Annotated in this window: 24 protein-coding genes and 1 tRNA gene; 21 read left to right on the top strand and 4 right to left on the bottom strand. The window is 33.1% G+C overall.

Annotated features, from left to right (window positions below):
• Positions 1–192 precede the first annotated feature (192 nt).
• The gene (locus tag EDB96_RS18060) at positions 193–1359 is read right to left on the bottom strand and encodes an MFS transporter (protein WP_134142428.1); all 1167 of its coding nucleotides are present in this window, start codon (positions 1357–1359) and stop codon (positions 193–195) included.
• 102 nt (positions 1360–1461) lie between these two features.
• Here EDB96_RS18060 and EDB96_RS18055 point away from each other — a divergent pair, with 102 nt between their 5' ends.
• From EDB96_RS18055 to EDB96_RS21090, 9 genes are all read left to right on the top strand, one after another.
• The gene (locus EDB96_RS18055) at positions 1462–2295 is read left to right on the top strand and encodes an AraC family transcriptional regulator (RefSeq protein WP_057117704.1); all 834 of its coding nucleotides are present in this window, start codon (positions 1462–1464) and stop codon (positions 2293–2295) included.
• Positions 2296–2365: 70 nt separating this feature from the next.
• Positions 2366–2725, top strand: coding sequence for a hypothetical protein (locus EDB96_RS18050; RefSeq protein WP_243839377.1), 360 nt, complete (start codon positions 2366–2368; stop codon positions 2723–2725).
• Between the two features lie 92 nt (positions 2726–2817).
• Positions 2818–3345 carry a DUF3347 domain-containing protein gene (locus EDB96_RS18045; protein ID WP_057117702.1) on the top strand — a complete coding sequence of 176 codons (528 nt, stop codon included), beginning with the start codon at positions 2818–2820 and terminating at the stop codon, positions 3343–3345.
• 1 nt (position 3346) lies between these two features.
• Entirely contained in the window at positions 3347–3907 is a 561-nt protein-coding gene (locus EDB96_RS18040; protein WP_134142426.1) for a helix-turn-helix domain-containing protein, read from the top strand.
• 317 nt (positions 3908–4224) lie between these two features.
• Positions 4225–6756 (top strand): heavy metal translocating P-type ATPase, encoded by a 2532-nt coding sequence (locus tag EDB96_RS18035; RefSeq protein ID WP_134142424.1) that lies wholly within the window; start codon positions 4225–4227, stop codon positions 6754–6756.
• A 4-nt stretch (positions 6757–6760) separates the two neighbouring features.
• Positions 6761–9001, top strand: coding sequence for a multicopper oxidase family protein (locus EDB96_RS18030; protein WP_134142422.1), 2241 nt, complete (start codon positions 6761–6763; stop codon positions 8999–9001).
• A 154-nt stretch (positions 9002–9155) separates the two neighbouring features.
• A complete protein-coding gene (locus EDB96_RS18025) occupies positions 9156–10307 on the top strand; it encodes a hypothetical protein (RefSeq protein WP_134142420.1) in 1152 nt (383 codons plus the stop codon).
• A gap of 36 nt (positions 10308–10343) precedes the next feature.
• Complete coding sequence (locus tag EDB96_RS18020) at positions 10344–10898, top strand: hypothetical protein (protein ID WP_134142418.1); 555 nt, start codon at positions 10344–10346, stop codon at positions 10896–10898.
• Between the two features lie 107 nt (positions 10899–11005).
• Positions 11006–11164, top strand: a complete 159-nt coding sequence (locus EDB96_RS21090) for a hypothetical protein (protein WP_166669326.1) — start codon at positions 11006–11008, stop codon at positions 11162–11164.
• 140 nt (positions 11165–11304) lie between these two features.
• On the opposite strand, the gene EDB96_RS18010 is transcribed toward EDB96_RS21090, so the two are convergent.
• The gene (locus tag EDB96_RS18010) at positions 11305–11757 is read right to left on the bottom strand and encodes a DUF4442 domain-containing protein (RefSeq protein ID WP_057117696.1); all 453 of its coding nucleotides are present in this window, start codon (positions 11755–11757) and stop codon (positions 11305–11307) included.
• A gap of 254 nt (positions 11758–12011) precedes the next feature.
• On the opposite strand from EDB96_RS18010, the gene EDB96_RS18005 reads away from it, so the two are divergent.
• From EDB96_RS18005 to EDB96_RS17985, 5 genes are all read left to right on the top strand, one after another.
• Positions 12012–12467, top strand: coding sequence for a DUF4870 domain-containing protein (locus tag EDB96_RS18005; protein WP_134142414.1), 456 nt, complete (start codon positions 12012–12014; stop codon positions 12465–12467).
• Positions 12468–12596: 129 nt separating this feature from the next.
• Complete coding sequence (locus EDB96_RS18000) at positions 12597–12929, top strand: PadR family transcriptional regulator (protein ID WP_008464689.1); 333 nt, start codon at positions 12597–12599, stop codon at positions 12927–12929.
• A gap of 3 nt (positions 12930–12932) precedes the next feature.
• Positions 12933–14654: a PspC domain-containing protein gene (locus EDB96_RS17995; protein ID WP_057117695.1), complete on the top strand. Its 1722-nt coding sequence runs from the start codon at positions 12933–12935 to the stop codon at positions 14652–14654.
• Positions 14655–14658: 4 nt separating this feature from the next.
• Positions 14659–15393: a head GIN domain-containing protein gene (locus EDB96_RS17990; protein WP_134142412.1), complete on the top strand. Its 735-nt coding sequence runs from the start codon at positions 14659–14661 to the stop codon at positions 15391–15393.
• 85 nt (positions 15394–15478) lie between these two features.
• Complete coding sequence (locus EDB96_RS17985) at positions 15479–16312, top strand: GIN domain-containing protein (protein WP_057117693.1); 834 nt, start codon at positions 15479–15481, stop codon at positions 16310–16312.
• Between the two features lie 168 nt (positions 16313–16480).
• Here EDB96_RS17985 and trxB read toward each other — a convergent pair whose 3' ends face one another.
• A complete protein-coding gene (gene trxB, locus EDB96_RS17980; RefSeq protein ID WP_057117692.1) occupies positions 16481–17428 on the bottom strand; it encodes a thioredoxin-disulfide reductase in 948 nt (315 codons plus the stop codon).
• A 176-nt stretch (positions 17429–17604) separates the two neighbouring features.
• Between trxB and EDB96_RS17975 the strand changes: the two genes are divergently transcribed.
• Both EDB96_RS17975 and EDB96_RS17970 read left to right on the top strand, forming a co-directional pair.
• Positions 17605–17679, top strand: a tRNA-Pro gene (locus EDB96_RS17975).
• Between the two features lie 988 nt (positions 17680–18667).
• Positions 18668–19600, top strand: a complete 933-nt coding sequence (locus EDB96_RS17970) for a hypothetical protein (protein WP_134142410.1) — start codon at positions 18668–18670, stop codon at positions 19598–19600.
• A gap of 59 nt (positions 19601–19659) precedes the next feature.
• On the opposite strand, the gene EDB96_RS17965 is transcribed toward EDB96_RS17970, so the two are convergent.
• Positions 19660–21828, bottom strand: coding sequence for a hypothetical protein (locus tag EDB96_RS17965; protein WP_134142408.1), 2169 nt, complete (start codon positions 21826–21828; stop codon positions 19660–19662).
• A gap of 227 nt (positions 21829–22055) precedes the next feature.
• Between EDB96_RS17965 and EDB96_RS17960 the strand changes: the two genes are divergently transcribed.
• The 5 genes from EDB96_RS17960 (at position 22056) to dapB (ending at position 25716) form a co-directional block, all read left to right on the top strand.
• Positions 22056–22463, top strand: coding sequence for a septal ring lytic transglycosylase RlpA family protein (locus EDB96_RS17960; protein WP_134142406.1), 408 nt, complete (start codon positions 22056–22058; stop codon positions 22461–22463).
• A 273-nt stretch (positions 22464–22736) separates the two neighbouring features.
• Positions 22737–23504, top strand: coding sequence for a ParA family protein (locus EDB96_RS17955; protein ID WP_057114774.1), 768 nt, complete (start codon positions 22737–22739; stop codon positions 23502–23504).
• Between the two features lie 5 nt (positions 23505–23509).
• The gene (locus tag EDB96_RS17950; protein ID WP_057114775.1) at positions 23510–24412 is read left to right on the top strand and encodes a ParB/RepB/Spo0J family partition protein; all 903 of its coding nucleotides are present in this window, start codon (positions 23510–23512) and stop codon (positions 24410–24412) included.
• Positions 24412–24972 (top strand): DUF5683 domain-containing protein, encoded by a 561-nt coding sequence (locus EDB96_RS17945; protein ID WP_057114776.1) that lies wholly within the window; start codon positions 24412–24414, stop codon positions 24970–24972. The genes EDB96_RS17950 and EDB96_RS17945 overlap by 1 nt, the downstream gene beginning before the upstream one ends.
• A gap of 42 nt (positions 24973–25014) precedes the next feature.
• Positions 25015–25716, top strand: a complete 702-nt coding sequence (gene dapB / locus EDB96_RS17940) for a 4-hydroxy-tetrahydrodipicolinate reductase (protein ID WP_057114777.1) — start codon at positions 25015–25017, stop codon at positions 25714–25716.
• Position 25717: the final 1 nt, after the last annotated feature.

The following is a 25717-nucleotide window of genomic DNA, read 5'->3' as shown; positions in this document are numbered from 1 at the left end:
TTAAAATTGAGCTTAAGGCGAAAAAAAAATTAATTTTTAATCGAAAACCCATTAGAATTTAAAATGTATTTTCTGACTTAACGCATTATAAAAAGGTTAGAAATAAAATTCTCATTTAAGACCAGTACGTTTAAAGCACAAAAAAAGCCCTTAAACAAAAGTTAAGGGCTTTAAAAAATTATAAAGATTTATTTAAATGTGCTGTACAGCTAATTGCTTACGATGTAGCTTCATCAAAATGAACGTTATAATCATTCCGATAATTGACATTCCTACTCCAATTAAATTGGGAGAAGAATAACTTAGTCCTGCAGCCAAAGGCAGTCCGCCTAAAAAAGCTCCTAATGCATTTCCAATATTAAAACTTCCTTGAAGCGATGCCGAAGCAATCATCTCTGCGCCTTTTGCAGTACGAATCATCAGCATTTGAATTGGCGCAATAACTGAAAATGATATTGCTCCTGTTAGGAAAGTTAGAAATAATGAAAAATATTGGTTAAAGGAGAAAAAGTAAACCAAAACCAAGTCAACTGACATAACCAGAAGCAATGCTAGCGTTGTTGGCGCTGGAGAAAATCTATCTGCTAGTTTACCACCTGCAAAATTTCCAACTACCATTCCTAATCCGGCTAAAATCAGAATATAAGAAACATCTTCTGGCGAAAATTTTGACACATTAATTAATAGCGGGGCAATGTAGCTGATCCAAGCAAATAAACCACCAAAACCAATCGCTGTAATTCCGATAATTAACCATGCTTCTGTTTTCTTAAAAAATTGGAGTTGTGTTTTCATATTCACACTTTCACCCTTTTCCAGATTAGGCATCCATAAATAAATAGCTAAAAAGGTCAGCAAACCAACAAAAGCAATTAATACAAAGGTATAACGCCAAATAAAGTGATGACCAATATAAGTTCCGATTGGGACACCTATTAAATTCGCGATAGTCAATCCGGCAAACATGATCGAAATTGCCTGCGCTTCTTTTCCTTTATCTGCCAAACGGCTTGCGACTACCGCTCCTACTCCAAAAAATGCTCCGTGCGGCAGACCAGAAAGAAATCGAGAGGCAAATAGAAAATTATAATCTGGAGCAATAATAGACAAAGCATTAAAAACAGCCAGCATTAAAGCTAATATTAAAAGCATTTTTTTAGGTGCATAATTTCTTCCTGCGATTACTAATAAGGGAGCGCCAATAACAACTCCAAGAGCGTAAGAGGAAATTAGATATCCTGCCACCGGAATTGAAACTTTCATATCCGAAGCAATATCAGGCAGCAATCCCATCATTACAAATTCTGTGATTCCAATAGTTAACCCTCCTAAAGAGAGTGCAATAAGACTTTTTTTCATTTCATTAAAAGTAGAAAGGAATAAATTTCTACTTTGCAAAATTAACATCATTAGCAGTGATAGAAATTGTATATTTGTGATATAAAATTGTATATTTAAGTTATGCCAAAATTAAATCAATTTAAAACCCTTGTTCTGGATGAATTTGAGGAAGAAAAGTTTCATCTGCCTCCGCATACTCATACCTATTATGAGATTATTTATATCAAAAAAGGAAGCGGAATTCATCACCTAAATAACAACCTACTACCCTATAAAGCGGGAGATCTATTTGTAATTTCGCCAGACGACAAACACTATTTTGATATTAAAAAGAGTACCAAATTTACTTTTATCAAATTCACAGATAATTATTTCAACTCCAAACAAAATCTAACCTGCGATGAATTCCTCGTGAATACACCAGAAAGTTTTATGCGGGATAAAATTCTCAAAGAAACGGTTTTGAAGTTTGACGAACCCTGTAAAACTATCCTGAAAAATACTGTTGAAAACATCGTTACCTATGGTAAATATATAGATGTCACCTCTTCGCCGATTGTTTTTTACCAGATTCTTTCCATTTTTGGTTTGATTAAAGAAACGATTCGCGGTATGAATCTGCAGATGAAATCGACGCATTTAGACAATGAACAGATTGCCAATTATATTCATCAAAATATTTACCAGCCCAAATTGGTGCAGATAAAAGTTATTGCAGATCATTTTAATATTGCCCAGACTTATTTCAGTGCTTATTTTAAAAGGACTTTCAGTATCAGTTATCGCGAGTACATTCATAATCTGAGAACAACTTTAATCGAGAAAAGGTTCCATAACAATCAATTACCAATTAAACAAATTGCATATGAATTTGGTTTTACCGATGAAAGTCATCTAACTAATTATTTTAAAAAACGCAAAAACATGAAACCAACTGATTTTAAAAAACTCTAGTTATCAAAATCTTAAAAAATGATTTACTCGAGTATTTTTAGTTAAATTTGTATTTCAAAAAACAATTTCCTTGCCTAGAAAAATCCACATATTCATGTTTTTAATGACACTCAGTTTCTTTTTAACTCCGAGTTTTAATTATGCATGCAATAGTGGTCACAACATGGAAATGACTTCTAAAAAGGAAAACAGCTGTTCTAAAAAATGCTGTGAAAACAAAAACACCAAAAAAGAAAAACACAATTGCAACGGAAAATGCACTCATACAGGCTGCAATACTTCAGCATTACAATACATTATTTTAAATTCAAATGATTTTGATTTACCAAATGATGTATTTAATTTTTCTCTAAAAAATACTTTTTCATTTTATCCTGAAGTAACTATTTCTTCTGGCTTTACTTCTATTTGGCTGAAGCCGAAAATATAAGAATTCTATTTTTAACAGCCCATATTGGGTCTTTTTTAAAACGAATTTTTAACTAAAAGGACATTCTTAATACTTTTTAAAACATAACAACAATGAAAAAATCAATTATAGCTATCACAGCAGCAGTCACTCTATTATTTTCTGCAAATAACATTCAAGCTAACACAGCTAAATCTGAAATAACAGCAATTGAAGCTGCAGATTCTCAATTGCAAAATGTGTATGACGCTTATTTTACCGTAAAGGATGCACTTATAAAAAGTGACAGCAAATTAACTTCGGCGAAAGCCAAAGATTTACTAAATGCCATTACTGCGGTAAAAATGGACAAACTAAAAAGCAACGAACATACGGTTTGGATGAAAGTTGTAAAAAAACTTACTGCTGATGCCAAAAATATTTCGGCAACAACAGATCTTAAAAAACAACGTGAGACTTTTAAATCTTTATCTAAAAACACATATGACCTTATAAAAGTTTCTAGTCCAGAACAGCCAATTTACAAACAATACTGCCCAATGGCAGATGCTGATTGGTTGAGCAAAGAAAAAGCAGTTAAAAATCCGTATTACGGTTCTTCTATGCTGACTTGCGGAAATGTGGTAGAAACGATTAAATAATATGAAGCTTTACATCAAAAATATGGTGTGCAGCCGATGCAAAATGGTTGTGAAGTCTGAGTTCGAAAAACTAGGACTTCAAACTATTGCTGTTGAATTGGGTGAAGTCGAACTGGAAAAAGAAATCAGCGACGAGCAAAAAGAAGTTCTATTAGAAAACCTTCAAGTTTTAGGTTTTGATTTAATTGACGATAAAAAAACAAAAACCGTCGAAAGAATAAAGAACTTAATTGTCGATTTGGTTCATCATAAAAACAATGATTTAAAAATCAACTTGTCCGATTATTTAGCCGAAAATCTAAATCAGGATTATAATTCGCTGAGCAATCTCTTTTCTGAAATTGAAAACACAACAATCGAAAAATATTTCATTAGTCAGAAAATCGAAAAAGTAAAAGAGTTATTGATTTACAATGAGCTTTCTCTTAGTGAAATTGCTGATATTTTAAATTACAGTAATGTGGCACATTTGAGCAATCAATTCAAAAAAATTACAGGCTTTACTCCCACTTCGTTCAAACAATTGAAAGATAAAAAACGTATTCAGATCGAGAATATATAGTTTTTGATTTAACCGCAAAGAGCGCAAAGGTTTACACAAAGTTTATTAGCCGCAGATTCTAAGGATTAAAAGGATTTTTAAATCTGTGTTAATCTTTTTAATCTGTGGCTAACTTTTATGCACAAAGTTCATAAAGCTAAAGCTTTGAGAACTTTTAAATCTTAAAAAAATAGCCCTTCGTGTGCTTTGCGTAAACCTTTGCGCTCTTTGCGTTAAAAAACTGCATTTAGTAAATCTTACAAATCATTCTCAAAATTCTACAAACCGAACTCAATAATAGTTTGGAAATTTGCATTGTAATACTTAAAACCAATATAATGACTCACCAATATATAATTTCAGGAATGTCTTGCAATGGATGCCGAACCAAAGTAGAAAAAACTTTAAATGAAGTTGAAGGCGTTCAGGCAGAAGTAACTCTGAATCCACCAACCGCAACCATAACAATGGACAAACATGTTCCAACCGAAAAATTCCAAGAAGTTTTAACTGCGGCGGGAAATTATACTATTGAAATGGATTCTCCTAAAAATCATGGCGAAGCGGCTAAATCTTGCTGTTCTGGTCACAAAAAAGAGAATCACGATCATCATAAAACAGAAACTAAAAAAGTACATCAGCACAGCGCAAATGGTGTTTATTACTGCCCAATGCATTGCGAAGGTGACAAAACATACAACAAACCTGGAGACTGCCCAGTCTGCGGAATGGATTTAGTACCACAAGTTGCCATAACAGCAACACAATTTACTTGTCCAATGCATCCTGAAATCATTTCAAATGAACCCGGCGATTGTCCGATCTGCGGAATGGATTTGGTTCCGATGCAAGCTTCTGAAAGTGAAGAAAACAAAACTTATTCTGATTTATTGAAAAAAATGAAAATTGCGATTTTGTTTACGCTTCCAATTTTCATTATCTCTATGTCAGAAATGATTCCGAATAATCCGCTCTATACTATAATGTCTATCGAAAAATGGAATTGGGTTCAGCTTTTATTTTCGATTCCAGTTTTGTTTTATGCAGGATGGATGTTTTTCGTTCGCGCTTACAAATCTATTGTGACTTGGAACTTAAATATGTTTACTTTAATTGGAATTGGAACCAGCGTTGCTTTTCTATTTAGTATTGTTGGAATGTTTTTCCCAGATATTTTTCCAGCAGAGTTCAAATCGCATCACGGAACGATTCATTTGTATTTTGAAGCTGCGACTGTAATTATCACTTTGGTTTTATTGGGACAATTATTAGAAGCCAAAGCACACGGACAAACTAATGGAGCCATAAAAGAATTATTGAAATTAGCGCCGACAGAAGCCACTTTAGTCGAAAATGGAAATGACAAAGTAATTTCTATTCACAATATTAAAAAAGGCGATTTACTTCGTGTAAAACCTGGAGAAAAAATTCCGGTTGACGGGAAAATTACTTCTGGAGAAAGCAGTATAGACGAATCGATGATTACCGGCGAACCTATTCCAGTAGATAAAAAAACGGGCGATGCGGTAATTTCTGGAACTATAAACGGTACAAAATCGTTTGTAATGCTTGCAGAAAAAGTAGGATCAGAAACCATGTTGTCACAAATTATTCAAATGGTAAATGATGCCAGCAGATCTCGCGCTCCCATTCAGAAATTAGCCGATCGTGTTTCTAAATATTTTGTTCCTACAGTTGTTATTATTTCGATTGTAACCTTTTTTGCATGGGCAAAATTTGGTCCAGAACCCGCTTACATTTACGGTTTAATCAATGCCATTGCCGTTTTAATTATTGCCTGTCCTTGTGCACTTGGATTAGCAACTCCAATGTCGGTTATGGTTGGTGTTGGAAAAGGCGCTCAAAACGGAATCTTGATCAAAAATGCCGAAGCCTTAGAAAACATGAATAAAATTGATGTTTTAATTACCGATAAAACAGGAACCATTACCGAAGGAAAACCATCTGTAGAAAAAATATTTGCAATTCATAATGACGAAGATTTTCTGCTTCAAAATATTGCTTCTTTAAATCAGCATAGTGAACATCCTTTGGCGCAAGCTGTAGTCAATTTCGCTAAAGCAAAAAACAGTTCTCTTAAAGAAGTTCAGGGTTTTGATACCATTGCTGGAAAAGGTGTTTTAGGAAACATCGAAAGTAAAAAAGTTGCTCTAGGAAATAAAAAATTAATGGAAGAAATAGGCGCTTCTGTTGCTGATGATTTAGAAAGTAAAGTAACTGCCGAACAAAATCTTGGAAAAACCATTTCATATATTGCTATTGAAAAAGAAGTTTTAGGCTATGTTGCCATTACCGATGCCATCAAAGAAAACAGTGCAAAAGCCATTAAAGAATTAATCGCTCAAGGTGTTGAAGTAATCATGATGACGGGCGATAATCACAATACAGCAAAAGCCGTTGCTGAACATTTGCATTTGAGTTCTTTCAAAGCAGATTGCCTTCCGGAAGATAAATTAAAAGAAATTGAACGCCTTCAATCACAAGGAAAAATTGTAGCAATGGCAGGCGACGGAATCAATGATGCTCCCGCTTTGGCGCAATCCAACATTGGAATTGCGATGGGAACAGGAACTGATGTTGCGATTGAAAGTGCCAAAATTACTTTGGTTAAAGGCGATTTAAACGGAATTGTAAAAGCAAAAAACCTCAGCCATGCTGTGATGTCAAACATCAAACAGAATTTATTTTTTGCCTTTATCTACAATACTTTAGGCGTGCCCATTGCAGCAGGAATTTTATATCCATTTTTAGGAATATTGCTTTCGCCGATGTTAGCCGCGGTTGCAATGAGTTTGAGTTCTGTCTCGGTAATCGTAAATGCTCTGCGATTAAGAAATTTAAAATTATAATTTTATGAGTAAGATCAAATATATACTTATACTTTTTTTAATTGCTTTTCAGTTAAAGGCACAAAAAGTAGTGCGTTACGATTTGCATGTTCGCGATACCATTGTCAATTTTTCGGGTAAAGAAAAACGAGCGATTTCCGTGAATGGACAGATTCCCATGCCAACTCTAACTTTTACGGAAGGTGATATTGCAGAAATTTATGTGCATAACGAACTTAAGAAAGAAACTACTTCGATGCATTGGCACGGATTATTTCTTCCCAATAAAGAAGACGGCGTTCCGTATTTAACTCAAATGCCTATAGAACCTGGAACAACTCATAAATATACATTTCCGATTATTCAGAACGGAACCTATTGGTATCACAGCCATTCTGGTCTTCAGGAACAAATTGGTTTATACGGACTTTTTATCATCAATAAGAAAAAAGGCGACTCAACAATCAGAAAAGGAATTGACGATTTACCGACCATTCCAGTTATTTTAAGCGAGTGGTCGGATTTGAAACCTGAGAATATTCAGCGAATGCTGCACAATGCCAACGATTGGTTTGCTATCAAAAAAGGAACAACGCAAAGTTACGCCGAAGCCATAAAACAAGGACATTTTTCAACCAAGGTTACCAACGAATGGAAACGAATGAATGCCATGGATGTAAGTGATGTTTATTATGAAAAGTTTCTTCTTAATGGTAAAAACGAGCAACAACTTTCTGATTTTAAACCCGGTTCGAAAGTCCGCTTAAGAATTGCAAACGGAGGCGCTTCCAGTTATTTCTGGCTGACTTATGGCGGAGGAAAAATCACCGTTGTAGCTAGTGACGGAAATGATGTTGAACCTGTAGAAGTGGATCGTTTAATTATTGCCGTTTCTGAAACCTATGATGTTGTGGTTACAATTCCAGAAGATAATAAATCTTTTGCTTTTTTGGCTACAGCCGAAGATCGAACAGGATCTGCTTCTTTATTTTTAGGAAATGGAGAAAAACAGCCCATTCATCATCTTTCGAAACTTAAATATTTTGAAGGCATGAAAATGATGAACGATATGATGAAAATGAACGGCGAAATGAATGATATGGGTATGAATATGTCTTTGAATAAAATGGACATGAATGCCGTAATGTATCCCGAAATTTCGGGCGAAGACGAAAATTCAAAATCAATGGATCATTCTACTCATAATATGGAAGACATGAAAATGGAAAGTGATAGCACTGAAACCTCCGAAATTGTGACTTTGAATTACGGAATGTTGAAATCGCCTTTTAAAACCAATCTTCCAAAAGATGCTCCCGTAAAAGAATTGCGCTTTACGCTCTCTGGAAATATGAATCGTTATGTCTGGAGCTTGGATAATAAGGTGGTATCTGAAACCGATAAAATTTTAATTAAAAAAGGAGAGAACGTTCGTATTGTTTTATATAACGGCTCAATGATGCGCCACCCGATGCATTTACACGGACATGATTTTAGAATATTAAACGAACATGGCGATTATTCATCGCTCAAGAATGTGATTGACATTATGCCAATGGAAACCGATACAATCGAGTTTCAGGCAAATGCTGATGGTGACTGGTTTTTTCACTGTCATATTTTATATCATATGATGGCCGGAATGGGGAGAATTTTCAGTTACGAAAATTCAGCACCAAATCCGTTGATTCATCATCCTGAAATGGCTTTCAAAATGTTGAAAATGGACGACCGTATGTTTCATTTTATGGCAGAAAATGATTTTGCCAGTAACGGAAATGATGGTGAAGCGATGTTCAGCAACACCCGTTGGAGCATTGGAACGGAATGGAGATTGGGTTATAACGACAAACATGGTTATGAAACGGAAACACATATTGGACGTTACATTGGAAAGAATCAATGGTTAATGCCTTTTATAGGTTTTGACTGGCGATACCGAAAAATGGGAATGGACGAACAGGAACAAAATATTTTTGGTCAAAAAAACACCAAAGACAATCGTTCGGTTTTTAGTGCGGGTGTAGAATATACTTTACCAATGCTCATAAAAGCTCAAGTTGAAGTTTATACGGATGGAAATGTTCGTTTACAATTTGAACGAAAAGATATTCCGCTTTCGCAAAGACTTCGAATGAATTTGATGTGGAATACAGATAAAGAATACATGGCTGGCTTAAAATATATCGTTGCCCGAAACTTCGGAATTACAACACATTATGACAGCGATATGGGAATAGGATTTGGATTGAATTTGAATTATTGATTGTTTTTGAACCATATAAGTAATTTAAGTTCACATCAAAAGTGTGTCTAAAAAACAGATTTTAACGACGAATAAATTTTATATATTAGCTTAATAAAAAGTTTAATTCAATCTTTTATTAAGTTAAAAATCATAACTTTTCAATAATCTAAATATGGAAAATCAATATTGTTATATAGAATTCGATTTTACAAATGAAGGGAACTTTAAAGATTTAAAAGCGACATTTGAAGTTATAAAAGATTCTAAAAACAATTCTATTGAAAGAGATGATAAATTTTGGATTGAAGCATTTCCGAAATATTCCTTAGAAAAATTCACATTCTTAGATTCTGATTTAAAACCAAATTTTGATACAGCTGAAGAAACTGAGCTAAGTTGGCATTTCTATTCGCTTATTGAATTATTATCAATAAATTATGAAATAGAATATATTAATTTGAAAGAGACGAGTCATAATAAAGGTATATTTCTATACGATGCATATTCTTATCCTTACGGAGGAATAAATGGACTTATTGTATTTCTGGAATCTTTTAGTTGTAACCCCAAAATATACGATGACGGCGCAGGAGTTTATAATTATTCACATGAAGAATTAAATAAAACTAAAAAGTCTAAATGGAATTTTTCCAGCTTAAAAAGCCTTTTTAAAACTGCGATGTTATTATTGTTTATCAGTTTAATTGCTAGCTGTAATAATAAAGAGAAAGATTTACAATTTGAAAAAGAGGTGTTTTATGAGGTTTATCCAGCTCTTATTGATTCGGTTTGGGTAAATGCTGTGCTAAATTATGTTCCGCCAGCACCTCCGGGAATAGATCCGTCGGAATATAAATTGAATAGGCGAAATGAATCAAACAAACGATTCAATAAAGAACTAGCAGAATTTAAACAAAAGAAATTTCCTGTTGATCTTGTTTTCTTTGATGAAGTGGTTATAAGAGAACATTATAAAGAACTTCAGGAACATTATAAAGATGCTGTAATATCAAAAAACAATGTTGCGGATACGCTTGAATATAAACTAGACAGAAAAAAACTGGATGCCTATACCCCTTTTCATCTCAAATATGTTTCCAGAATACCGCGTGGAAATAACAGGAAATTTTATAATGAATGCTGTTATTCTGTGCGAGGAATAGTTATTCTAAGTAGAATTCAATTTGATGATGAAAAAAAATACGGCGTTCTCACCGCAGGAATTGAATGTGGCGCTATGTGCGGATATGAATATCTAATCTATATTAAAAAAGTAAATGATAAATGGGTCATTGATAAAATAGATGATGCCTGGATTGCTTAATTAGATATATTTAAGAAACGTGAAAAACAAATAACTATGACATTAGAAGATTTCAAAAAGAATTTCAACAACCAAATTACAAATGAATTAGCACTATTTTTCGAAATAAACGACGAACTAGGATATGAAAGTTATTCTCAAGGTTTTGGTCTTTATGAAGATCATAAATCTGGAATTTCAAGCTGGTCTGAAGATGAAGCTTTTTTAGATAAACTTATGCCTTTTGCACAAGCAAACGGATCGGGTTCTATGTACGTTTTATGGAATAATGACTCGAACAAATCTTTAAACGAATTACCTGTAGTGGTTTTTGGTGACGAAGGCGGTTATCATATTGTTGCAAAAAACATTTTTGATTTTATGCAATTACTGACCTTTGATACTGAAATCAGCGTTGATCACGAAGAAGCTTACTTTTATAAAGATGAAGATTATGAAGAAAGCGAAAATCTACAAGAGTATATTAGCTGGTTAAAAGAAAACTTTAATCTAGATCCAATAGACGAAACAGAACCAATTCTGGAAAGCGCGCAAGAAAAATACAAAGCTGATTTTGACAATTGGGTTTCTCAGTTTTATTCTCAAGATTAGTATTCATTTTACAAAAACATTAACATTAAAACTATTCTTACAGGAAGAAAATCAATTTATATTTGACTTACCAATTATAATCTTTCTAACATAACATTTCAAACAAAATGACAAAAGTAATCACAATTTTGACTGTTGCTTTATTTTCAATTGGAGTAACCGCTCAAGAAACAAAACCAGCAGCAAAAGAAAAAGCTAAAAAAGAATCGTGCTGTAAAAAAACAATAGATAAAAAAGACAAAAAATCTTGTTGTGCAAAAAAATAATTGAAACTCAATTTCAAAGAAAAAGGCCTCAAATATTTGAGGCCTTTTTTTATGGTCTTCTTTCGCCACGAATTCCATTAATAAATGCTTAATTCATTTGTAAAAATAATTCGTGAAATTCGTGGCAAAATATTAAAAAACTATTTTAATCTTACACTCCACTCAAAATCCATCTCAGAAACTTGAACTCCTTCTTCATTAGTTCCAATAGATTTCATCCAGAAAGTCTGCCCTTCTCCTGTTTCAATTGTTTTTTTGATGGCATCCGCAATTAAATGTCCATCATTGCAGACAAATGTAATTCTGCCAGTTGCTTTTTTAGTAAAGTTTCCTTTGTTATTGGCTACTAACATTGAAATCTTTCTACCGCTTTCTTGAATTTGTGATATCACCAAAGCTCCAGTTGTCAATTCTGCCGCCATTGCCTGAACAGCAAAGTACATAGAATTAAACGGATTCTGATTGATCCATCTGTGTTTAACACTAACCACACATCGGTCTTTGTCGATTGCTTTTACACGTACACCGCAAATGTATGCAGATGGTAATTTGAATAATACAAATTTGTTGAGTTTGGAAACTGAAACTGCCATGTGATATATTTTTTATGTAAAAATACAAAAAAACTATGCACGCACAATATATTCTTTAAATATGGAAAAAACCTCAATAAAATCAATACTTAGAAATGATTTTCAACAATTTAAACCGCATTTTAAAAGTTTATAATTGTTAATATTTTGTTAATATTTGGTACTATGCAAAACAAGATACTGTCTTTTAGACATATATTTGCATAAGAAATTACTATATACTTTTAATCATGGAAACAACAACACCACTCATCATGGAAAAAACATCAGAAAAGAATACAGCATCATTTACTCATTTGAGTACTTTAAGTCAATATATAATTCCGTTTGGGAACTATATTTTTCCGCTAATCATTTGGACAAATTATAAAGACAAGTCTGAATTTGCAGATCATCACGGAAAACAAGCTTTAAACTTTCAGTTAAGTATTTTGCTTTACAGTTTGATCTTAGCACTTATTGCTATACCAATTTTCTTAACTGTTTTCTTGCAGAATATTCCATTGGAAGCTGTTTTCAATGACTACAATATTCACATCAGAAACTTTAATTTCCAAGCCCATATTGGAATGCTAAGTGTAGGAATTACAGCTGTAGTGCTTTTTGGATTACTAAAATTTGTTGAATTCTTTTTAGTGATTTATGCTTCTATAAAAGCTTCAAACGGAGAATTGTACAAATATCCGCTAACGATTCCTTTTATAAAGTAATCATCGAAAAGGTTAAAAGTTATACGTTATACGAACTCATTCTAATAGAATAAATTCGAGATCAATCATCAATCAATCATCATCAATCAAAAAACGAATTGTTCAATCAAAAAAAAACAAAATGAAATTATGAACATTGAAAACACAAAAGCACAGATGCGCAAAGGTGTTCTTGAGTTTTGCATCTTATCTGTATTAAAAGAAAAAGACGCATATACATCTGAAATATTAGACACTTTAAAAAACGCAAAATTACTAGTTGTAGAAGGAACCGTTTATCCGTTGTTAACTAGATTAAAAAATGACGGTTTACTAAATTATCGCTGGGAAGAATCGACCTCTGGGCCACCACGAAAATATTATGGATTAACCGAAATAGGACAAACATTTTTAAACGAACTTAGCGGTACTTGGACAGAATTATCCGACGCTGTAAACTTAATCACCAATCAAAATCAATAAGTCATGAACAAAACAGTAAATATTAACTTAGGCGGGATGTTTTTTCATATCGATGAAGACGCATACTTAAAATTAACACGCTATTTTGACGCAATAAAACGATCACTTAACAACTCTTCTGGACAAGATGAAATTATTAAAGATATCGAAATGCGTGTTTCTGAATTATTATCAGAAAAACAAAAAAGCGAGAAACATGTTGTTGGACTGAAAGATGTTGACGAAGTGATTACGGTGATGGGACAACCTGAAGATTATAGAATTGAGGACGAAGAAAGCACCAATCAATCTTACAATGATTTTGGGCAAAGAAAACACAAAAAATTATACCGCGATAAAGAAAAAGGTTTAATTGGAGGTGTCGCTACAGGGCTAGGACATTATTTTGGAATTGATGCTGTTTGGATTAAAATTATATTCTTAATCTTCGTTTTTGCAGGTTTTGGAACTGGAATTTTAGCTTATTTTGTTCTTTGGATTGTAACGCCTGAAGCAGTGACAACTTCAGAAAAATTAGAAATGACTGGAGAGCCAGTAACTATTTCGAACATCGAAAAAAAAGTGCGTGAAGAAATTGATTCATTATCTGAAAAATTCAAAAATGCAGATTATGACAAAATGGGAAACCAGGTAAAGTCGGGAGCTGGGAGAATAAGTAGTTCATTTGGAGACTTTATCATGACGGTTTTTAAAATTTTTGCTAAGTTTTTAGGAGTTGTCCTAATCATAGCTGGAATTTCAACTTTAATCATGTTATTGATTGGTGTTTTTACTTTAGGAACAAACATTTTTATTGATTTTCCTTGGCAGAATTTTGTAGAAGCTGGAAACTTTACAGAATATCCAATCTGGTCATTTGGTTTATTGATGCTTTTTGCTGTCGGAATTCCGTTTTTCTTCTTAACACTTTTAGGTTTCAAATTGTTATCTCCGAACTTAAAATCAATTGGAAATATTACAAAGTATACTCTTTTAGCCGTTTGGATTATTGCAATCGCAATTGTAATTAGTATCGGAATTAAACAAGCAACTGAAATTTCTTATGATAACAAAGTCGTAGAGAAAAAGCTTTTTGGAATCAAAGCCGCTGACACATTATATATTAAGTTTAAATACAGTGACTATTACACAAAAAGTCTAAATAATTACAGAGATTTTGAATTTGTACAAGACTCGGCAAACAATGAATTAATTTATTCAAATGATGTTCGCTTACATATCTTACATACAGATGAAACTACTCCTTTTATTCAAATAGAAAAAAGTGCAAGAGGAAATTCTTTTACAAATGCTAAAAAAAGAGCAGAAAAAATTAATTATAAGTTTCAAATTAGCGGAAATCAATTAATTTTGGATAATTATTTTCTGACAGATGTTAAAAACAAATTTAGAGGACAAGAAGTAGATGTTTATTTGTACGTTCCAGACGGACAATTAATTAAACCAGATTCTTCAATAAGAGATTACTATAATTCTGATGATGATTTCTTCAATCTAAATTATGACGGAGATTACAATTATAAAGTGGAAGGATCAAAAGTGAGATGTTTAAATTGTCCTGCAGACGATAATGATGACAATGATTCTGACGAAGTAAATACTATTGAAAACGACACAATAAATGAAGTTTCGGTTAAAATTAATGGAAAAGAAGTTTTAAACGGAAAAAAAACTAAAGGAAAGCTAACCACTGACAAAAACGGAGTTATAATCAAAATAAACTAAAGCCATGATAAAAATAATCATTCATATTACGAAATTTATAATTGCTGCTGTTACTGCCTTATTATTTGCTTCTTGCAATTTTAATATGAACACAATCGAAGGAAGCGGGAATGTTACAACCGAAAAAAGAACTGTTCAAGGTGATTTTAAGAATATAAGAGTCAGTAATGCTATTGACGTAGTAATCGAACAATCTGATTCTAGAGAAATTACGGTTGAAGCCGATGATAATCTTCAAAAAGAAATTGAAACTAAAGTAGAAAACGGAACATTGGTAATTAGTTGCAAATACAATTCTTTCCGCAACATTACAATGAAAAAAGTAACCGTAAAAATGCCGGTTGTTGACAAAATAGAGGCTTCAAGTGCATCATCTGTTCAAAGTAAAAATGTTATTGAAGGGCAAGATATAATTTTAGAAGCTTCAAGCGCAGCATCGATGCAAGTAAACATTGAATCAGATAAGATCTCTGTAGATTCTGGAAGCGGAAGTTCTGTAACTATTGAAGGCAAAGCTTTAAATCTTAACACTTCGGTTTCAAGCGGCGGAAGTATTGATGCGGCTAAATTAATGGCAAACGATATTCATGCAGAGGCTTCAAGCGGCGGTACTGTTTCTATACATCCGATAGTAAGTTTAAAAGCGGAAGCTTCAAGCGGAGGAAACATCGATTACAGCGGTTCTCCAAAAACAGTTGAAAAATCAGCAAGCTCTGGAGGAAACATTAACAAAAGCTAAAAAGAAGTAACTGTTAAATATAAAAGAAATCATTCATCAAAAGTGGATGATTTTTTTATATTTGTCAAAATCAAATCTAGAATTAATGAAAAAAAGTACAGCGCTGCTCCTATTATTATTGGTTACAACATTAACTTTTGCACAAAAAAGAGAAAAAATTAAAGGTTCTAAAGTTGTAACGACTTCGATAAAAGAAGTTGGTAGTTTTGACGCCATTGAAGTCGATGATAATTTGGAAGTTTATTTGGAACGCGGAGAGAAAAATGAAATTAAAATTGAAGCCGATGATAATCTACACGATATTGTTGGAATGGATTTAAGAGAAAAAACGCTTCGACTATACACTAACAAAGAATCGTCTATTTTTAAAAAATTATCTGTTCGAGTTACTTATACTAGTTCATTGAATAAAGTTATTACAAAAAATGAGGCTATCGTTTATGCTATTCAAGAATTACAATTAGACGACATCACGATGAACTGTCTTGACTTTTCTAAACTGTTTTTGAATGTTAATGCTAAAAAATTCGCTTTAATTGCAGATGACAAATCTAAAACAGAATTAAATTTAAAAGCAGATGATGGAAGTTTACAACTAAGTAAAAATGCATCTGTTAAAACTTTGGTTTCGGCTATCAAATTTAAATGTGATTTGTACCAAAAAGCAAATGCTGCGATTGAAGGTATTGCCGAAAAAGCTACAATTAGATTAGACAATAATTCTGTATTTACAGGAACAAAATTCACACTGAAAGATGCAAATGTTACTGCGGAAAATTATGCTGTAGGAACTATTTTTGCCGAAACAACACTTTCATTGGCTATTGGAGATAAAGCAGAACTTTCTCTTTTTGGAAATCCAAAAATCGAATTGACTCGTTTTTCTGAAGAAGCGAAATTATTCAAAAAGGTTAAATAAACTTATTGTTTCAAGTCTTTCTTGTTTCAAGTTTCAAGTTGAAATTAAGACATTAATATAAAGAAGAAAATCCCAGCCTAATTTAGACTGGGATTTTTTTTATTGTAAAGATTTCAGCGCTCCAATAACCTGAAACAAAAGAAAACTTGAAACTTGAAACTAAAAAATTTATTCTTTAGAAGCCAAATATCTCTCAGCGTCCAAAGCTGCCATACATCCTGTTCCTGCAGCAGTAATTGCTTGACGGTAAACCTGATCTGCAGCATCACCAGCTACAAAAACACCTGAAACATTTGTTCTAGATGTTCCCGGAGTATTTACAATATATCCCGTTTCGTCTAGCGTAATGTAATCTTTAAAAATGTCTGTATTTGGTTTGTGTCCAATTGCTACGAAGAAACCAGTTGCTGGAATTTCGATCGTTTCACCAGTTGTTTTGTTTAATGCTTTAATAGCGTGTACTACATTATTATCACCAAGAACTTCAACAGTATCATGATTCATTAAAATCTCAATGTTTTCTGTTTTACGTACTCTTTCTTCCATGATTTTAGAAGCTCTGAATTTTTCACTTCTAACCAGCATTGTTACTTTTTTACAAAGTTTAGATAAGTAATGAGCTTCCTCACAAGCTGAGTCACCTGCTCCAACAATTACTACTTCTTGATTTCTGTAGAAGAAACCATCACACACAGCACAAGCAGAAACTCCGCCGCCCATATTTAAATAGTGTTGTTCTGATGGTAATCCTAAATATTTAGCTGAAGCACCCGTAGAAATAATAACAGTTTCACAGTGTAATTCGATTGAATCATTAATCCAAACTTTATGAATATCGCCAGAAAAATCAACTTTTGTTGCCCAGCCGTCACGGATATCTGCGCCAAAACGTTTTGCTTGTTCTTGTAACTGAACCATCATTTCTGGTCCTGTAACTCCATCAACATACCCTGGAAAATTTTCTACTTCATTAGTTGTAGTCAACTGACCTCCAGGCTGCATTCCTTGATATAAAACCGGATTCATGTTTGCTCTGGCTGCATAAATAGCTGCAGTATAACCTGCAGGGCCAGAACCTATAATAAGGCATTTAATTTTTTCTATTGTATCTGACATAACGTGTATAGTTTTTTTGTGATGCAAATGTAAACTTTATTATAAAAAATTAAGGCTAAAATAAATCCTAAATAACTATGTTCAAATAAGTTTTATTTATTTTCATTTTTTCCTTTTGTAAACAAAAATTATTTATATCTTTGCATCCGCTTTCGGGCAGTACCACAATACATCATCGGGGTGTAGCGTAGCCCGGTTATCGCGCCTGCTTTGGGAGCAGGAGGCCGCAGGTTCGAATCCTGCCACCCCGACAAAAGTCTTTTCATTTATTTGGAAAGACTTTTTTTTTGCATCAATTTCAAATATAAATAACACGCAACGGTTATCGCGTCCCGATTGAAAATCGGGAAGACCGCAGGTTCGAATCCTGCTACCTCGATGAAAATCTTTTCATTTATTTGGAAAGACTTTTTTTTTTGCATCAATCTCAAATATAAATAACACGCAACAGTTATCGCGTCCCGATTGAAAATCGGGAAGACCGCAGGTTCGAATCCTGCCACCCCGACAAAAGTCTTTTCATTTATTTGGAAAGACTTTTTTTTTGCATCCATCTCAATATAAATACGCTAAAAGGTTATCGCGTCCCGATTGAAAATCGGGAAGACCGCAGGTTCGAATCCTGCTACCTCGATGAAAATCTTTTCATTTATTTGGAAAGACTTTTTTTTTTGCATCAATCTCAAATATAAATAACACGCAACAGTTATCGCGTCCCGATTGAAAATCGGGAAGACCGCAGGTTCGAATCCTGCCACCCCGACAAAAGTCTTTTCATTTATTTGGAAAGACTTTTTTTTTGCATCCATCTCAATATAAATACGCTAAAAGGTTATCGCGTCCCGATTGAAAATCGGAATACCGCAGGTTAGAATCCTGCCGCCTCGATGAAAATCTTTTCATTTATTTGGAAAGACTTTTTTTTTGCATCAATTTCAAATATAAATAACACGCAACGGTTATCGCGTCCCGATTGAAAATCGGGAATACCGCAGGTTAGAATCCTGCCGCCTCGATGAAAATCTTTTCATTTATTTGGAAAGACTTTTTTTTTGCAATAAACTGAAAACCAAAATTTCAAATTTTATTCCACTTTAAAGCATAGATTTTTATAGAATACGAAAAATATCAAAAGACGTGTTTGTAGGTTTTTTATTATTATATAACTTTGAGCGCTTATATAATAGGCAATTTAAAATCTTAAAATTTTATTTGTTTACTATTTAAATCTCTCTAATTATGAAATTTAAAACACTTTGGACTAGCGAATTGAAAAATGGGATTTACGGAGGCTTAATTCCTACTGAAGACCCATTTGACGAAACAAAATTTTATTTTTCAGATGGTTTTGGATCATCTTATCCTTTAATGAAATTAAGGCAATTTTCTTTTGAAAATGGAGAAGAATTAAATAGTTGTTCCATAAAAAATTCTGTACGATGTTTATATTTCAATCCTGATAAAAAAAATATATTCGCTGTTTCTGACAACAAGATATTTCAAATCAATAGAACCGATTTATCAATAATTAAAAAATTCGAGAAAGGTATTCAAAAATATAGTGATTATGTCTCATCAAATGATAAAGACTCTCTTTTACTAATGAATTTCAATAGTGATTTTTTATTCATTTATAATTATATTCAAGAAAAAGGAATTAAAAAGAAACTAAAAACTTGTCGAGGTATTTTTAAACAAAATGAAAATATTTTTTTAGTTTTTTGTTCAAAAATTGGAAGCATTCAGCAATTTGATATCGCGACAAACAAAGCAAAAGAAATTTTAAAAACAGATTTATTTTACAATATATTCAAAAGTAAATCAGAGAATTTTTATCTTCATTTAGGAAAATTAATTGAAGCAACGCCAACTACACAAGAAAGAATTATTCCGACAAATAAAATAAACGTTTATTCAAATTTACACTTGGCAACCGAAATCGAATTTGATTTTAATTTCGAGAAAATGATCATATCTGAAACAGAAGAAAAAATATATTTAACAGACAAAAATCGAATTTGGGTGTATTCAGTCTTAAAGAAACAAATAATTCAACATATAGAATTAAATGAAAAAGTTAGAATTGCTCAAGTTTTTGATAAACAACAAGTATTTATAATTTACGAATATGACAAACCAAACATAATAACTTGTTGCAAATTTACATTCTAAATTCCTAAAAACTTCATTTAAAATATAACCCGTGGTTGAAACCACGAGCTATATTCTATTTACTTCTCCATCAAAATATAAGCAGGATAAGATTCACGATTAGGCAAATTAAATTCCTCATCAAAAGGCTGTGTTCCTTCTCCATTATTATATAATGCTACGCGTTTTGCACCAGTTGCGGTGCTGCCACCAATTCCATTAATAACATTTTGAATATTACCCGGACCGGCAAAACGAGTGGTACACATTTTTTCGAGTTTCACATTTGGACTATTAGGCACTTCAAAACCATTTTTCTTATTCACATTACCATCTGTTCCCGTAAAAACAGCATAAGATCCCATTCCAATACTTTGATGTTCTTTTACCGTATTAGCTACTTTAAACGCTGCGTAACCAGCAACCCTTCCTCCTTGACTGCTCCAGGTTGCTTGATTCGGCGCATCATAAGGCGGTTCGTTTTGAAAGAAAAAAGTTCTGCCGCGTTCTCCCAGCCATAATACCTCATATTCTTGATAGTGTTCTGTAAACAAACCATAAAGTGTAACATCATCTCCAGTAACAATAAGTCCGTTCTTGCATCGATCTCTTAACCAGCGTGCATCACCACCTTTCTGCGAACCATGATCGGCACGCCACAGCCAGAAATGATCACCCACCACATTATTACTGTTAATTTGCATAGAAGCATGTATCTGAATATTCTTTGATTGAACACCACCTACTCTGCAAGTAATATCTGTAAGCAGAATTGGATCTGCAGAATGGTCGGCATTTGCTCCTTCGTTTCCAATTCTAATTTGATAAGTTGTACTATTAAAGGAATCCATAAGAAGTCCAGCAATGATAATTCCATCTTTGTCATCAGCATAAATATATCCCCAAATATTTTTCTCAGTCGGTTCAAGTGTTACAGAAGCTATACCGGCACCTAAAAGTATAGCGTCTTTTCTATTGACCTGAATAGGAGCATTCAGTGAGTAATGTCCTGGAGTGAAAAATATATTTTTACCAGCTTTTAATGCATTATTGATTTCCAGATCAGTATCACCTTCTTTGGCAACATACCAATTAGTAAGCAAATCTTGAATTTCGCCTTTACCCATATCTGCTGCCGACCAAGAAACTCCTACTCTATCTTTTTGCCATGCAGGAACAAAAACTTTGTATTCGCCATCCTTATCTAAAAAAAGAAAAGGTTTTTCTCTTATAATAGGCGTAGCAGGAATTGGAGAATTAGCATCATCTGCCTTTGGAGGATTAACACAGCCTTGCCAAACCATATTATAGGAACCGCCCATAGCTCCCGAGCCAGAAGGAAAAATGGCATTTCTTGTATACCATTGCTGTTGTCCGCCCCAATTTGGTCGTGATGATGTATAATGAGTATCGGCAATAAAGCCACCGCTGCCCCAAAAATTGGTATCTCCAATATCTGAAATATATTTTGAAGTACTTTCAATCAGCATTCTTCGCGCACTGGTTGATTGAGAAACTGTCCAAGCAAAATCTCGCATTACTTCAACATTTTCTATAGAACGCCAAAAAGTACAAGTCGCATTTGCTCCACCCGAAAGATGAGGTTTCGTAAAGATAGACCCTAGTTTAACATCTGACGGAACTTTTCCTAAACCTCCAATGTGAGAGTAGAATCCTAATTCTATCGAGTTAGCTTCAGCCGATGACGCAGAACCCGATCCGCCAGAATCGTAAGTTTGTCCTTCAATATTTGCTTTAAAATAATATGCCTGACGTTTTGTTGTCCATTCGCCATTTGATCCGCCTAGACCAATAGATCCAAAATGGGAATTAATATCTTTTCGTGCTGTTTCTGCCTTTTCATATTTTCTATCATAGAAATACATATTATCACCAAACATTTGGTTTTCTAATGAAATTATGACTGTTATCGAATTACGAGTAACCTTATAATAGTTCTCGTATTTATCAGTATTGGGTTTATTATCTGTAAATGTCAATTTAGAAGTTGAACCCACAGTTACAAAATCAGTCGCTAAACGACTTCCTCCTCTTGTAATAATATAATTTCCAGAAGAACCAAAAGCCGACCATGATAAACTAATATTATGTTTCTTTTTGTTGTAAACAATTTTACGTTCGATTTTTTTATTCCCTTCTATTTTGTAATTATCTGAATAAGATGAAAAACTGCAGAATAGCAGCATAAATGTAAATAGTGTAAATAATGAGATTACTTTTTTACTCATAAGAATGTTCATTTTTATGGTTTGATAGATTGTAATAGTGATAGTTTTTAGAAAGCCCAAAATAGCAATAATCCTTAAGCTTCCCGTTCATTTCTATTCTCAATTTTCTCATCAAAAACACTACAAAATCTAAAAAATTTGTCTTTTTCTGACATAAATAAACCTTCTAGAACATATCTGTTTTTCTTTAATAGCTTTTTTTTGCCGGCAATGAAAAAGAAAATGAAATGAAAAAGATTATATTATGTATTGCCTTAATTTTTTCTATAGTTGGAATCGCACAGCAAAAAAACATCATTCCAATTGATTCCTGCTTATTAGCAACAAAAAGCGTATTATATAAGACAAATGCTCACGCTTCTTACTATCATGATAAATTTAATGGGCGAAAAACAGCGAGCGGTAGAAAATTCGACAATAATGATTTTACCGCAGCGCACAAAACATTCCCTTTCGGAACAAAACTAAAAATCACAAACGAAAAAAATAAAAAGTTTGTTTTAGTTGAAGTTATAGACAGAGGACCTTTTGTAAAAGGAAGAGAAATTGACCTAAGTAAAAGAGCTTTTATGGATATTGCTTCCAATAAAAAGAGCGGTGTAGTTTATGTAACAATCGAGATTTTAAAAAATTAGCCGACTCATTATTTCAAAACTATATTTAAAACCAAAATCTTATTTGTAAAAAGATATAAGTTTTGTTTAGAATTAAATGATTTCAAAGCTTTAATCACAAAAAAGTGAATTAAATAAATAAGAAACATCTTTAATAACTCTTTTGAAAACTAAAATTAATTTCTGCAAACACCCACCAAACAACGGTTAAACAAACTTTCATAAATGTTAACAAAATAGATTTTCAAAAACCATAAATAATTGTATTTTTACGGTTCAAAATTCAGAAAATAAATGGGCAAAATCATTGCTATTGCTAATCAAAAAGGAGGCGTTGGAAAGACTACTACATCAGTAAATCTTGCTGCCTCATTAGGTGTTTTAGAAAAAAAAGTATTGTTGATCGATGCTGATCCTCAAGCCAATGCTACATCTGGTCTCGGAATTGACGTAGAAACAGTTGAAGCTGGAACTTATCAAATTCTGGAACACAGTATAACACCGAAAGAAGCCGTTTTAAAATGTACAGCCCCAAACGTAGACGTGATCCCTGCTCATATTGACCTTGTGGCTATCGAAATTGAATTGGTTGACAAAGAAAACCGTGAATATATGCTTAAAAAAGCATTAGAAAGCGTGAAAGATGAATATGATTATATCATTATCGACTGTGCGCCTTCTTTAGGTTTGTTAACCTTGAATGCTTTAACAGCTGCAGATTCTGTAGTTATTCCTATTCAATGTGAGTATTTTGCTCTTGAGGGATTAGGAAAATTATTGAACACTATTAAAAGTATTCAAAAAATACACAATCCTGATCTTGACATCGAAGGCTTATTGCTAACTATGTACGATTCAAGACTACGTTTATCTAATCAGGTTGTAGAAGAGGTTCAAAAACACTTTAACGATATGGTTTTTGATACCGTAATTCAGCGAAATGTAAAATTAAGTGAAGCGCCTAGTTTTGGTGAAAGCATCATTAATTATGACGCTACCAGTAAAGGTGCCGTAAACTACATTCATTTAGCTCAAGAAATTATAAAGAAAAACAGCAAATAGTTTTTATGACAAAAGCAATTAAAAAACAAGCCTTAGGAAGAGGATTATCAGCATTATTAAAAGATCCAGAAAACGACATTACATCAGTAGAAGATAAAAATGCTGACAAAGTTGTTGGAAATATTATTGAGCTTGAAATAAGTGCTATCGAAATAAATCCGTTTCAGCCTAGAAGCAATTTTAATGAAGAATCTTTACGCGAATTAGCCACTTCTATTAAAGAACTTGGTGTAATTCAACCTATTACTGTTCGTAAATTAGATTTCAATAAATATCAGTTAATCTCAGGAGAGCGTCGTCTTCGTGCTTCTACCTTAATAGGATTAACTCATGTTCCAGCATATATTCGTATTGCAAACGACAACGAATCGTTAGTTATGGCTTTGGTTGAAAATATTCAGCGTCATGACTTAGATCCAATTGAGATTGCATTATCATACCAGCGTTTGATCGATGAAATTCAATTAACTCAAGAACAAATGAGTGAAAGAGTTGGAAAAAAACGTTCGACAATTGCCAACTATTTACGTCTTTTAAAATTAGATCCGATTATCCAAACTGGTATTCGTGACGGTTTTATCAGCATGGGACACGGTAGAGCAATTATCAACATTGAAGACCTTGATGTTCAAACAGATATCTACCAAAAAATTGTAAGCCAGAATTTATCTGTTCGTGAAACAGAAGCTCTGGTAAAAAATTATCATGAAGGGCAGCAGCCTAAAGCTGAAGGAAAACCTAAAACAGATTCTGCATTTGTGGTAAGAGAAACTCAAAAAAATACTTTTAACGATTATTTTGGTTCGAAAGTTGATATTAAAGTCGCTGGCAACGGAAAAGGAAAAATCACAATTCCATTCAATTCTGAAGCCGACTTTAACAGAATTATAAAATTAATAAACGGATAGTGAATAAAATTGTCCCCATCGGTCTATTGTTCTTTCTAACAGGAACCGTTTCTCTTTTTGCCCAGGTAAAAAAAGACACGGTTTTGGTCGTAAAAGACACTACTGCATTAGAAGAAATAGATCCGCTAACACCCGCAAAAGCAGCCTTTTATTCTGCAATTTTACCCGGCTTAGGGCAGGCTTACAATAAAAAATACTGGAAAATTCCATTGGTTTACGGAGCAATCGGAACAAGTTTGTACTTTTATATAGACAACAATAAAAAATACCACGATTATCGTGACGCCTATAAACGAAGATTAGAAGGCTATAACGATGATAATTATCAATTTTTGGACGACAACCGACTGATTGCCGGGCAAAAGTTTTACCAAAGAAACAGAGACTTATCTGCCTTATTTGTTGTTGGTTTTTATGTACTAAACATAATTGATGCCAATGTCGATGCCGCTTTGATTCAGTTTAATGTAAACGAAAGACTATCAATGCGTCCAGAAATTTATCCCGACGATGTAACATTTAAACCAAACGTTGGACTAACCTTTAACTACAAGTTTTAATAGAGTAACGTCTATTTAAAAATCAATAAAAAAATAATTATAATGAAAATTGCGCTTTTAGGATACGGAAAAATGGGGAAAGTAATCGAAAGAATTGCTTTAGAAAGAGGTCATGAAATAGTTTTAAAGAAAGATGAATTTAATAGCTATGACGGACTTTCAACAGCGGATGTTGCCATAGATTTTAGTGTTCCATCAGCAGCAGTTAATAATATCTCAGCATCTTTTAATGCTAATGTTCCTGTAGTTTCTGGAACAACTGGATGGCTGGAACATTACGACGAAATGATTGCTCTTTGCAATGAGAAAAAAGGCGGTTTTATTTCGAGTTCAAACTTTAGTTTAGGTGTAAATATTTTCTTTGGATTAAATGAATATTTAGCCAAAATCATGAATCAGTTTGATTCTTATAAAGTTTCAATGGAAGAAATTCACCACATCCACAAACTTGATGCTCCGAGCGGTACTGCAATTTCTCTAGCAAAAGGCGTAATTGAAAACAGTAATTATGCTAATTGGACTTTAGAAGAAGCTCAATCAAATGAAATTCATATAGAAGCAAAAAGAATTGGAGAAGTTCCTGGCACACACACCGTAAACTACGATTCTGTTATTGATAGTATCGAAATAAAACATACTGCTCACAATCGTGAAGGTTTTGCTCTTGGCGCTGTTATTGCAGCAGAATGGCTTGCAGGCAAACAAGGAATTTTCACTATGAAAGATGTACTAAACTTACAATAAA

It is taken from the genome of Flavobacterium sp. S87F.05.LMB.W.Kidney.N (assembly GCF_004366435.1).
Lineage (GTDB): Bacteria > Bacteroidota > Bacteroidia > Flavobacteriales > Flavobacteriaceae > Flavobacterium.
Note: the sequence above shows the minus strand (reverse complement) of the source record. Positions and strands in the feature narration are given on the sequence as shown.

What these genes read in the sequence shown, in the direction of transcription:
- EDB96_RS18060 (WP_134142428.1), bottom strand. Translation starts at nt 1,359, where the DNA reads ATGAAAAAAAGTCTTATTGCACTCTCTTTAGGAGGGTTAACTATTGGA.
- EDB96_RS18055 (WP_057117704.1), top strand. Translation starts at nt 1,462, where the DNA reads ATGCCAAAATTAAATCAATTTAAAACCCTTGTTCTGGATGAATTTGAG.
- EDB96_RS18045 (WP_057117702.1), top strand. Translation starts at nt 2,818, where the DNA reads ATGAAAAAATCAATTATAGCTATCACAGCAGCAGTCACTCTATTATTT.
- EDB96_RS18040 (WP_134142426.1), top strand. Translation starts at nt 3,347, where the DNA reads ATGAAGCTTTACATCAAAAATATGGTGTGCAGCCGATGCAAAATGGTT.
- EDB96_RS18035 (WP_134142424.1), top strand. Translation starts at nt 4,225, where the DNA reads ATGACTCACCAATATATAATTTCAGGAATGTCTTGCAATGGATGCCGA.
- EDB96_RS18030 (WP_134142422.1), top strand. Translation starts at nt 6,761, where the DNA reads ATGAGTAAGATCAAATATATACTTATACTTTTTTTAATTGCTTTTCAG.
- EDB96_RS18025 (WP_134142420.1), top strand. Translation starts at nt 9,156, where the DNA reads ATGGAAAATCAATATTGTTATATAGAATTCGATTTTACAAATGAAGGG.
- EDB96_RS18020 (WP_134142418.1), top strand. Translation starts at nt 10,344, where the DNA reads ATGACATTAGAAGATTTCAAAAAGAATTTCAACAACCAAATTACAAAT.
- EDB96_RS21090 (WP_166669326.1), top strand. Translation starts at nt 11,006, where the DNA reads ATGACAAAAGTAATCACAATTTTGACTGTTGCTTTATTTTCAATTGGA.
- EDB96_RS18010 (WP_057117696.1), bottom strand. Translation starts at nt 11,757, where the DNA reads ATGGCAGTTTCAGTTTCCAAACTCAACAAATTTGTATTATTCAAATTA.
- EDB96_RS18005 (WP_134142414.1), top strand. Translation starts at nt 12,012, where the DNA reads ATGGAAAAAACATCAGAAAAGAATACAGCATCATTTACTCATTTGAGT.
- EDB96_RS18000 (WP_008464689.1), top strand. Translation starts at nt 12,597, where the DNA reads ATGAACATTGAAAACACAAAAGCACAGATGCGCAAAGGTGTTCTTGAG.
- EDB96_RS17995 (WP_057117695.1), top strand. Translation starts at nt 12,933, where the DNA reads ATGAACAAAACAGTAAATATTAACTTAGGCGGGATGTTTTTTCATATC.
- EDB96_RS17990 (WP_134142412.1), top strand. Translation starts at nt 14,659, where the DNA reads ATGATAAAAATAATCATTCATATTACGAAATTTATAATTGCTGCTGTT.
- EDB96_RS17985 (WP_057117693.1), top strand. Translation starts at nt 15,479, where the DNA reads ATGAAAAAAAGTACAGCGCTGCTCCTATTATTATTGGTTACAACATTA.
- trxB (WP_057117692.1), bottom strand. Translation starts at nt 17,428, where the DNA reads ATGTCAGATACAATAGAAAAAATTAAATGCCTTATTATAGGTTCTGGC.
- EDB96_RS17970 (WP_134142410.1), top strand. Translation starts at nt 18,668, where the DNA reads ATGAAATTTAAAACACTTTGGACTAGCGAATTGAAAAATGGGATTTAC.
- EDB96_RS17965 (WP_134142408.1), bottom strand. Translation starts at nt 21,828, where the DNA reads ATGAGTAAAAAAGTAATCTCATTATTTACACTATTTACATTTATGCTG.
- EDB96_RS17960 (WP_134142406.1), top strand. Translation starts at nt 22,056, where the DNA reads ATGAAAAAGATTATATTATGTATTGCCTTAATTTTTTCTATAGTTGGA.
- EDB96_RS17955 (WP_057114774.1), top strand. Translation starts at nt 22,737, where the DNA reads ATGGGCAAAATCATTGCTATTGCTAATCAAAAAGGAGGCGTTGGAAAG.
- EDB96_RS17950 (WP_057114775.1), top strand. Translation starts at nt 23,510, where the DNA reads ATGACAAAAGCAATTAAAAAACAAGCCTTAGGAAGAGGATTATCAGCA.
- dapB (WP_057114777.1), top strand. Translation starts at nt 25,015, where the DNA reads ATGAAAATTGCGCTTTTAGGATACGGAAAAATGGGGAAAGTAATCGAA.